Source organism: Novosphingobium sp. 11B (genome assembly GCF_054589055.1).
Genome location: NZ_BAAILP010000253.1, coordinates 21392 through 28251 on the forward strand (window position 1 = coordinate 21392; position 6860 = coordinate 28251).

Here is a 6860-nt window from a genome sequence, read left to right on the forward strand (position 1 = left end):
CCGCCATCGACGAACCAGTTCTGCCCGGTGACATAGCCGGCATCATCGCTAGCGAGAAAATGGACGGCGGCGGCGATATCCTCCGGCTGCCCTTCGCGGCCCAGCGGCGCCAGCACTTCCAGCGCCCGGCTGAGCGCGTCGCCGTTGATGGCGATGGACAGCGGCGTGGCGACGCCGCCGGGGCTGACCGCGTTGACCCGGATGCCCAGCGGTCCGAACTCCAGCGCGGCGGTCTGCGTGGCGGAGATGATCGCCGCCTTGCTCATCCCGTATTCGCCCCAACCCGGCGTCCCCCTCGCGCCGGACAGCGAGGCGACGTTGACGATCGCACCGCCCCGCTCCATCCGCCGCGCCGCCTCTCGCATGCCGACGAGCACGCTGAGCGCATTGATCCGGTAATAGCGCGCGGCGCGCTCCGCATCGGCTTCGGCCATGTCATGGACACCGGCCGAGGCGGCGTTGTTGACCAGCACGTCGAGCCTTCCGTGGCGCTCCATCGCCTCGTCCAGCAGGGCGGCGAACTGGCCCGCGTCCGATACGTCGGTATGGCGGAACGTGCAGCCCCACTGCGCCGCGCTTTCTGCGCAATCGGTGATGTCCCCGATCAGCACTTGCGCGCCTGCCCGGCGCAAACGCTGCGCCGTGGCAGCACCGATGCCCGAAGCCGCGCCGGTGATGACGATCGATGTTCCGGCGAGGTCAAACATGGTCGCGTCCTTTGCCTGCGGCACGGGCGGCAATATCGAGCGCCGCGATATAGCCGAACGTCATTGCCGGTCCCAGGCTGGCCCCGCCGCCGGGGTATTTGCCGCGCATGATCGAGTTGTTGTCCAGCCCGGCGGCATAGAGCCCGGCGATCGGCGCTCCATCGGCACCGAGCACGCGTGCATGCTCGTCGGTATCGAGGCCCTGTACCGAGCCCAGATCGCTGGGCCGCACCTCGATCGCGTAGAACGGCGCCTTGGTCAGAGGCCGCAGGGACGGGTTAGGCCCATGTCCCGCATCGCCCATGTACGTGTCATAGGCATTGGTGCCGCGACCGAAGTCGGGGTCCCGTCCGTCCGCCGCATGCCGGTTGAAGCGTTCCACGGTATCCGACAGCGCCAGCGGATCGAGCCCCAGCTCGCGCGCGAGTTCGGAAATGCTCGCCGCCTTGCGGGCGTAGCCGGAGGCGACCCACTTGTCCGGGCGGAACGGCGCGGGCTTGATCGCACCCAGACCGTAGCGCGCCACCGCCTCGGCATCGGCGATCTGCCAGATGCGCGTTACGCCCTTCTCCAGCGAGACTTCGCCGAAGTTCTGGTAATGGAAACTCTCGTCGACGAAGCGCTTGCCGTCGCGCGCATCGACCATGATCTGCCCCGGACAGTGGCGATCGAAGAACAGCGAGGGGAAAAGGCCGACGCTGCCGTCTTCGCGCTGATAGCGTGAGGCCGGCACCCAGATGCCGTTCGCCGCATTGTCCGGGTTAAGCCGCCCGCCCAGCTTCTCGGCCATGCGGATGCCGTCGCCCCGGCTGCCTTCGGGCTGGAGCGACCAGCCGGCCGCCGACTGGTGCAGCCACTTCTGCCGCATCGCCTCGTCCTGCCCGAAGCCGCCGGATGCAAGGACGACGCCTTGCCGCGTCTTGACCGTATGCCGCGCGCCGCCATGCTCGAACACCACGCCGGTCACCCGGCCGCCGTCGAACACGAGATCGCAGGCGCGGGCTTTCTCGATCAGGTGTACCCCCTCATCGCGCGCGGACTTGAACAGGCGCCCCGCCAGCGCATTGCCGTTGGCCATGTGCCTTCCGCGCCGTCCCCGCAGCCGGTCGAAAGCGTAGCCCGCCATGCGCGAGGCAGTCAGGCGAAATGCCGAAAGTGAGCGATTCCAACCCTGCATCGCCACCGCCTGCGCGGGGCTCAACTGCATTGACTTGAACAACCCCATCTCGCGGATCGGCGGACGCACGCGCTCGAAATCCGCGCCCAGCGCATTGCCGTCGAAATCAGCCGTGAGCAGGCAGCGGCCCTGATTCCAGCCTGCCGCAGCAGGGGCGTAATCGGGAATGTCGCTGGGCGTCAGCCGTACCGTGGTCCGGCGTTCCATGAAGGCCAGCATCTCGCCCGACTTGTCGAGATACGTATCGATCTTGGCGGCGTTGAAGAAGTTGCCCAGCACCGCCTCGAGATACGTGCGTGCCGAGGCCCGGTCGTCCGCGATACCGAGCGCCGGCTGGTGGTGGTTCGCAGGAATCCACACGCCTCCGCCGGAAAAGGCGGTGGTCCCGCCGAAGACATCGGCCGCTTCAAGGAGCACCACGTCCAGCCCGTTCAGCGCGCCGACGGTAGCTGCCGTCATGCCCGCTGCGCCCGAGCCGATCACCACCATGTCCGCCGTTTCGGGAAGTGCAATCACGCTCGCCCCGCTCATCGCGCATCCACCAGCTTGCGACCGACGAGGGCCGTCTCCACGGCAACCGTATCGAGATACTCGACGATCTCGCTGATGCGGCCGTCGCGGGTGCGCAGGATGAAGCAGTAAGGATTCTGCCGGTATGGGCCGTAAGGTCCGACACCCTCGACGCTGGCGATCACGACGGCGCGGTCTCCCTCGGCGATGATCTCGCTCACCGCCATGCGTGCGGGTTCGCGGAAGGTGGAGAGCATCGGGATCATCTCCGTCAGCAGGCGATCCCTGGTGAAATGCTTGGAAAGGGGCGTGTCGCCGATGATCGTCCAGGTCGCATCCTCGGCCAGCGATTCGAAACCGCCCATGAAATCACCACTGCACAACTTGTCGAAGAAAGCGCGCGCGATCTGCCTGCTGTCGGTCATGTCCTCTCCTATCGGCGTGGTCCTCCGTCGCTGCGGGGACGCCCGGAGTGAAACTCCCACATTTGACCGTTATGTCAATTAAAACGTCCGGAAAACGAGATATATTGCGATAAAATGGAATTTTCTTATGAATCACCGCCGAATTATGAATTCATATGGTCAATTTAATTGCGCTCACCAAGCGCCGCCGCCATAGTCCTTCGCAAACTCAGCCAGATGGGAGAGCAGGCATGGCATCGCGTACGATAACGGTCTTCGGGGGAACCGGAACGGCAGGAGGCGGCGTGGTCCGCGCGCTGCTGCAGGACGGCTGGACGGTCCGTGCCGTCACCCGCGATGAAACGGGCGACAAGGCAAAGGCTGCGCGGGCGCTCGGCGCCGAAACCGTGACCGCCGACATGGAAGACCGCTCGGCCCTGCGCCGGGCCATCGAAGGGGCGGACGCGGTCTATCTATCCGGTGCATCCCTGCAGGACCGCTGGGACATCGGGCAGGCCGTTCAGGGGATCATGGTCGCGGAAACGGTACGCGAAGTGGGCACCGGGCACTTCATCTATCAGTCCGCACAGGCGGCGGGCAGCCGGGGCGTGCTTTCGGTCGGCTCCAAGCGTGCGGTGGAAGAGCGGATAGCCGAACTGCACCTCGATGCCACGGTGCTGCGCCCGGCATGGTTCATGGACAACTTCCTGAACTACTTCCCGATCACGCAGAACGACGGCACGCTTACGATCGCAATGGCCTTGCCGACCGACGTGCAACTCGCGCTGATCTGCGCCGAAGACATCGGGCGCGCGGCGGCGGCGGTGCTTGCGTCGCCAGACAATTGGCGCGGGCGCGAGATCGATCTCGTCGCCGATGTCGGCAGCACGGCCCGGATGGCCACGATCGTCGGCGAACTTGCCGGAAAACCGGCGACGGCCGTCGAAGTCCCGATGGCCGCGATCGAGGAGCACTGGCCGCAGGGCGTGGACCTCTATACCTGGCTGGCCACGAAGCCCGCGGAGAACGACACTGGCGCGCTGACGGCGCTGGTCGGCTCGCCGATCGACTTTCGCGCATGGGCCGAAAAGCACCTCGCGCCGACCTTGCGCGGCTGAGCGGAGGCGGGGTCGGCACACCGACCCCGCCCTTCGTCACATGAAGCGCTCGGCGCTGGCGAGGTAGGCGATGGACTCCGCCGGACGGCGCAGCAGTGTCTCCCAGGCCTGCGGATCGCGTGCGACGCCCTCCTCCATCGCCGTCTGCGTCGGCCAGTAGAGTTCGCGGATGCCGACGCAGAACGCGCCTTCGGGATGCAGGGCAGGCGAAGGGCGGCACCGCACATGGCGCAGCGCCTCGATCCGTCGTCCGAGCGCAAGGTCTTCATCATCGTCCCAGGCAGTCGCGCCCTCGCTGATGACGTATTGCAGCAGCTTGATGCTGATCGGACGGCGATCCAGCCGGAACAGTCTGTCGCCCGTCTCGACGCCCTCCTCGTTCCAGTCCGCCCCCGACTGCAGCACTTCCTCTTCGGCGAAGACGAACCGCAGCTTGTCCATGTCGACGAACAGCGGTTCGTCGGGGATCAGCAATTCGACGTAGTTGGGCTCGCCGGGAAAATCGATGGCGTCCTGCACGCAGTCGAACCACACTTCCGCCGTCGCCTCGAAATGCGTCTGGCGCGCGTCCAGCAGGTCCGAGTGAACCTGATGGCTCTGGGTGTAGGCGCGCATGGTCGATATCGTGCGGCCCATCGTTCCGTGGGGGTGCCGGTAGTGGTCGTGAAACCACTGCGCCGTCACGCCGGGTTTGCGCGGAATCGCGCCGAACATCTTGATACGAGACAAATACCCTCTCCGCCTTGTCGTTATGGGAACGGGGGCCGGTCACCCCGGCTGGAAAACCGGGAGGATGCTGCGATCCGCGATCTTCCAGACGCCACCTTCCTGTACGCACACGTCGATCACGTCGGCCACCGAACGCACCACCGGCGAAAGGTCCGCATCAGGCGAGCGGAACAGCGTCAGCAGCGAACGCACTTCCGCCCGCCCGTCGCCCAGCGCCGAAATCAGCGTGTTGGACAGGACATGACGCGAGGTGACGTGCGCCTCGGCCTGCCGGGCGGCCATCGCCGCCGCAATCGCAGCGCCGCTGATCGTGCCGGGCCGAGGCGAGCCGGGCCCGAAGGTCAGGTTCGCATCCTCGGCGAACAGCGCCGCCGCCTCGCCCGCACGCCCCTGGTCGATGAGCCAGAAGCCGCGCAGGGCCAATTCCGCAAGGTCGAGCCGATCCTCGATGGTGAGCTTCGTCATTGCCGCCTCCGTCACCGCAGCTTCACCGCTTCGAGCCCGCGCTGGCCGATATCCGGCCGCCGCTTGAGCACGGCTTGATCCTCGCCCGCCTCGACCCGGCGCAGCAGATCTTCGGGGTCGAACTCCACGCCGATCGGGTTCTCGGCAAACGCGGGGGAATAGAAGAACGCCGTCGCGTCCTCGATATTGTCGTAGTTGTCGACTTGCAGTTCGATCTGGTTCCCATCGGGGTCCTGATAGTACATCGAAGTCGTCGGCCCGTGATTGATCGGGAAGACCGGCGTGATGCCCACATCGCGCAGTCGCTTGTACGTCGCCATGAGATCGCCCAGGCTGTCGTAGGTGAAAGCCGCATGGTGGAAGCCCGCCACGCCGTCTTTCTGCTCCTCCAGATCCGGCATGTTCAGAACGGCGACGCGGTGGTGCTCCTCGTCATAGGAGAGGAATGCGAGGATTTCGTTCTCGAACGCAGCCTCGGCGCCGAGTACGGTCTTGTACCAATCGATCACCTCGCGAAAGCGCGATGTGCGCAGCACGAAATGGGCGAGCCGGACGGGCGGAATGATCGCCGCAGTCTCCGTGGCGGCAGTGGATTGCTGTGTCATGGTTGCTATCCTTGTGTCTGGATCGGGCGTCAGTGCGCCGCTTGCTCGCCGAAGACCGCCGACTGGAGCATCATCGTATCCATGAACTCGATCACTTCGACGAGGCGTCCGCCTGCCGCGCGCATCACGAAGGCATAGTAGGGCTGATCGTAAGGCCCGGTCGGCCCCACGCCGCGTCCGCTGCCCAGCAGCACGGCGCGGTCGCCCTGCACGATCGGCTCCTCGAAGCGGACGGCCGGCGGCTCGACGAAGTCCGACAGCAGCGGCACCAGCCGCGCGATCAGGTCCTTCGGTCCGTGATAGACGCCCGATGCCGGCGTCGTACCGATCACGGTGTAGATGCCGTCGTCGGCGAGCAGTTCGAACGCCTCCGGGAACCGCAGTTGCGCCAGCAGTTCGCCGAACCAGCGGGCAAGCCCTTGTGCATCCTCCATCGAATCCTCCTCTTCCTTACCTGTCTTATATTGATCTTTTGGTCAGGAAAGCATAACCCAAGGCGGATGACAAGGAGGCGTGTCACACAGACCGCCCGATCGGGAGAGAATGGCATGAAGTTTCATCACATGGCGCTGATGGTGACCAATCTGGAAGACGCCATCCGCCTCTGGCGCGACGTCATGGGCTTCGAACTGGGCGTCGAGACCGTGATCCCCGACGGGGCCGAGCCGGGGCCGAACACCTTCATGTATCCGGCGCTGCTGGACGACATCTTCAAGATCAAGGGCGCGCGTTCGCGTATGGCCCTGCTCAGTTCGAAGGACGGCGCCTTCATCGAGCTACAGGAATGCCTGAACCCCGCGATCACCAAGACGCCCGAGGAGAACTTGCGCTATGGCCATACCGGCATTCACGAACTCGGCCTGCTGGTGACAGACATCGACGGCTGGTTCGAAAAAGTCAGGGCCGCCGGCTACCGCACGCAGACGGACTACGTGTGGCAGTGCGCGTCGATGGGCCGCTCGTTCCTGTTCTACGACCAGGACGGCAACATGATCCAGCTCTGGGAGAACCTCGGCGAGCCGGAATGGAGCTGAGGCCGAGGCGCCCCCTAAGGCGTGACGACATTACATCGTATCGTCATTGCGAGCGTAGCGAAGCAATCGAGGGCAGTTTTACGCCGCTCTGGATTGCTTCGCTATGCTCGC

9 protein-coding genes are annotated in these 6860 nt (G+C 65.4%); 2 read left to right on the forward strand and 7 right to left on the reverse strand.

Annotated features, from left to right (window positions below):
- The 3 genes from ACYPYD_RS22585 to ACYPYD_RS22595 form a co-directional block, all read right to left on the reverse strand.
- On the reverse strand, positions 1-707 hold a 707-nt coding region (locus ACYPYD_RS22585), incomplete at its 3' end, for an SDR family NAD(P)-dependent oxidoreductase (protein WP_459665656.1).
- Positions 700-2415, reverse strand: coding sequence for an FAD-dependent oxidoreductase (locus ACYPYD_RS22590; RefSeq protein ID WP_459665658.1), 1716 nt, complete (start codon positions 2413-2415; stop codon positions 700-702). The genes ACYPYD_RS22590 and ACYPYD_RS22585, both read right to left, overlap by 8 nt.
- A complete protein-coding gene (locus ACYPYD_RS22595; protein WP_459665660.1) occupies positions 2412-2819 on the reverse strand; it encodes a nuclear transport factor 2 family protein in 408 nt (135 codons plus the stop codon). Before ACYPYD_RS22595 ends, ACYPYD_RS22590 begins: the two co-directional genes overlap by 4 nt.
- A 230-nt stretch (positions 2820-3049) precedes the next feature.
- On the opposite strand from ACYPYD_RS22595, the gene ACYPYD_RS22600 reads away from it, so the two are divergent.
- The gene (locus tag ACYPYD_RS22600; RefSeq protein ID WP_459665661.1) at positions 3050-3916 is read left to right on the forward strand and encodes an NmrA family NAD(P)-binding protein; all 867 of its coding nucleotides are present in this window, start codon (positions 3050-3052) and stop codon (positions 3914-3916) included.
- Positions 3917-3952: 36 nt separating this feature from the next.
- Here ACYPYD_RS22600 and ACYPYD_RS22605 read toward each other — a convergent pair whose 3' ends face one another.
- The 4 genes from ACYPYD_RS22605 to ACYPYD_RS22620 are packed head-to-tail and all read right to left on the reverse strand — an operon-like array spanning position 3953 to position 6149.
- Positions 3953-4645 (reverse strand): EthD domain-containing protein, encoded by a 693-nt coding sequence (locus tag ACYPYD_RS22605; RefSeq protein ID WP_155986454.1) that lies wholly within the window; start codon positions 4643-4645, stop codon positions 3953-3955.
- 39 nt (positions 4646-4684) lie between these two features.
- Positions 4685-5110 (reverse strand): nuclear transport factor 2 family protein, encoded by a 426-nt coding sequence (locus ACYPYD_RS22610; protein ID WP_036529647.1) that lies wholly within the window; start codon positions 5108-5110, stop codon positions 4685-4687.
- Between the two features lie 11 nt (positions 5111-5121).
- Positions 5122-5715, reverse strand: a complete 594-nt coding sequence (locus tag ACYPYD_RS22615; RefSeq protein ID WP_036529649.1) for a VOC family protein — start codon at positions 5713-5715, stop codon at positions 5122-5124.
- Between the two features lie 29 nt (positions 5716-5744).
- Positions 5745-6149, reverse strand: coding sequence for a nuclear transport factor 2 family protein (locus tag ACYPYD_RS22620; RefSeq protein ID WP_459665664.1), 405 nt, complete (start codon positions 6147-6149; stop codon positions 5745-5747).
- A gap of 114 nt (positions 6150-6263) precedes the next feature.
- On the opposite strand from ACYPYD_RS22620, the gene ACYPYD_RS22625 reads away from it, so the two are divergent.
- Positions 6264-6749 carry a VOC family protein gene (locus ACYPYD_RS22625; RefSeq protein WP_036529654.1) on the forward strand — a complete coding sequence of 162 codons (486 nt, stop codon included), beginning with the start codon at positions 6264-6266 and terminating at the stop codon, positions 6747-6749.
- The last annotated feature ends 111 nt before the right edge of the window (positions 6750-6860 follow it).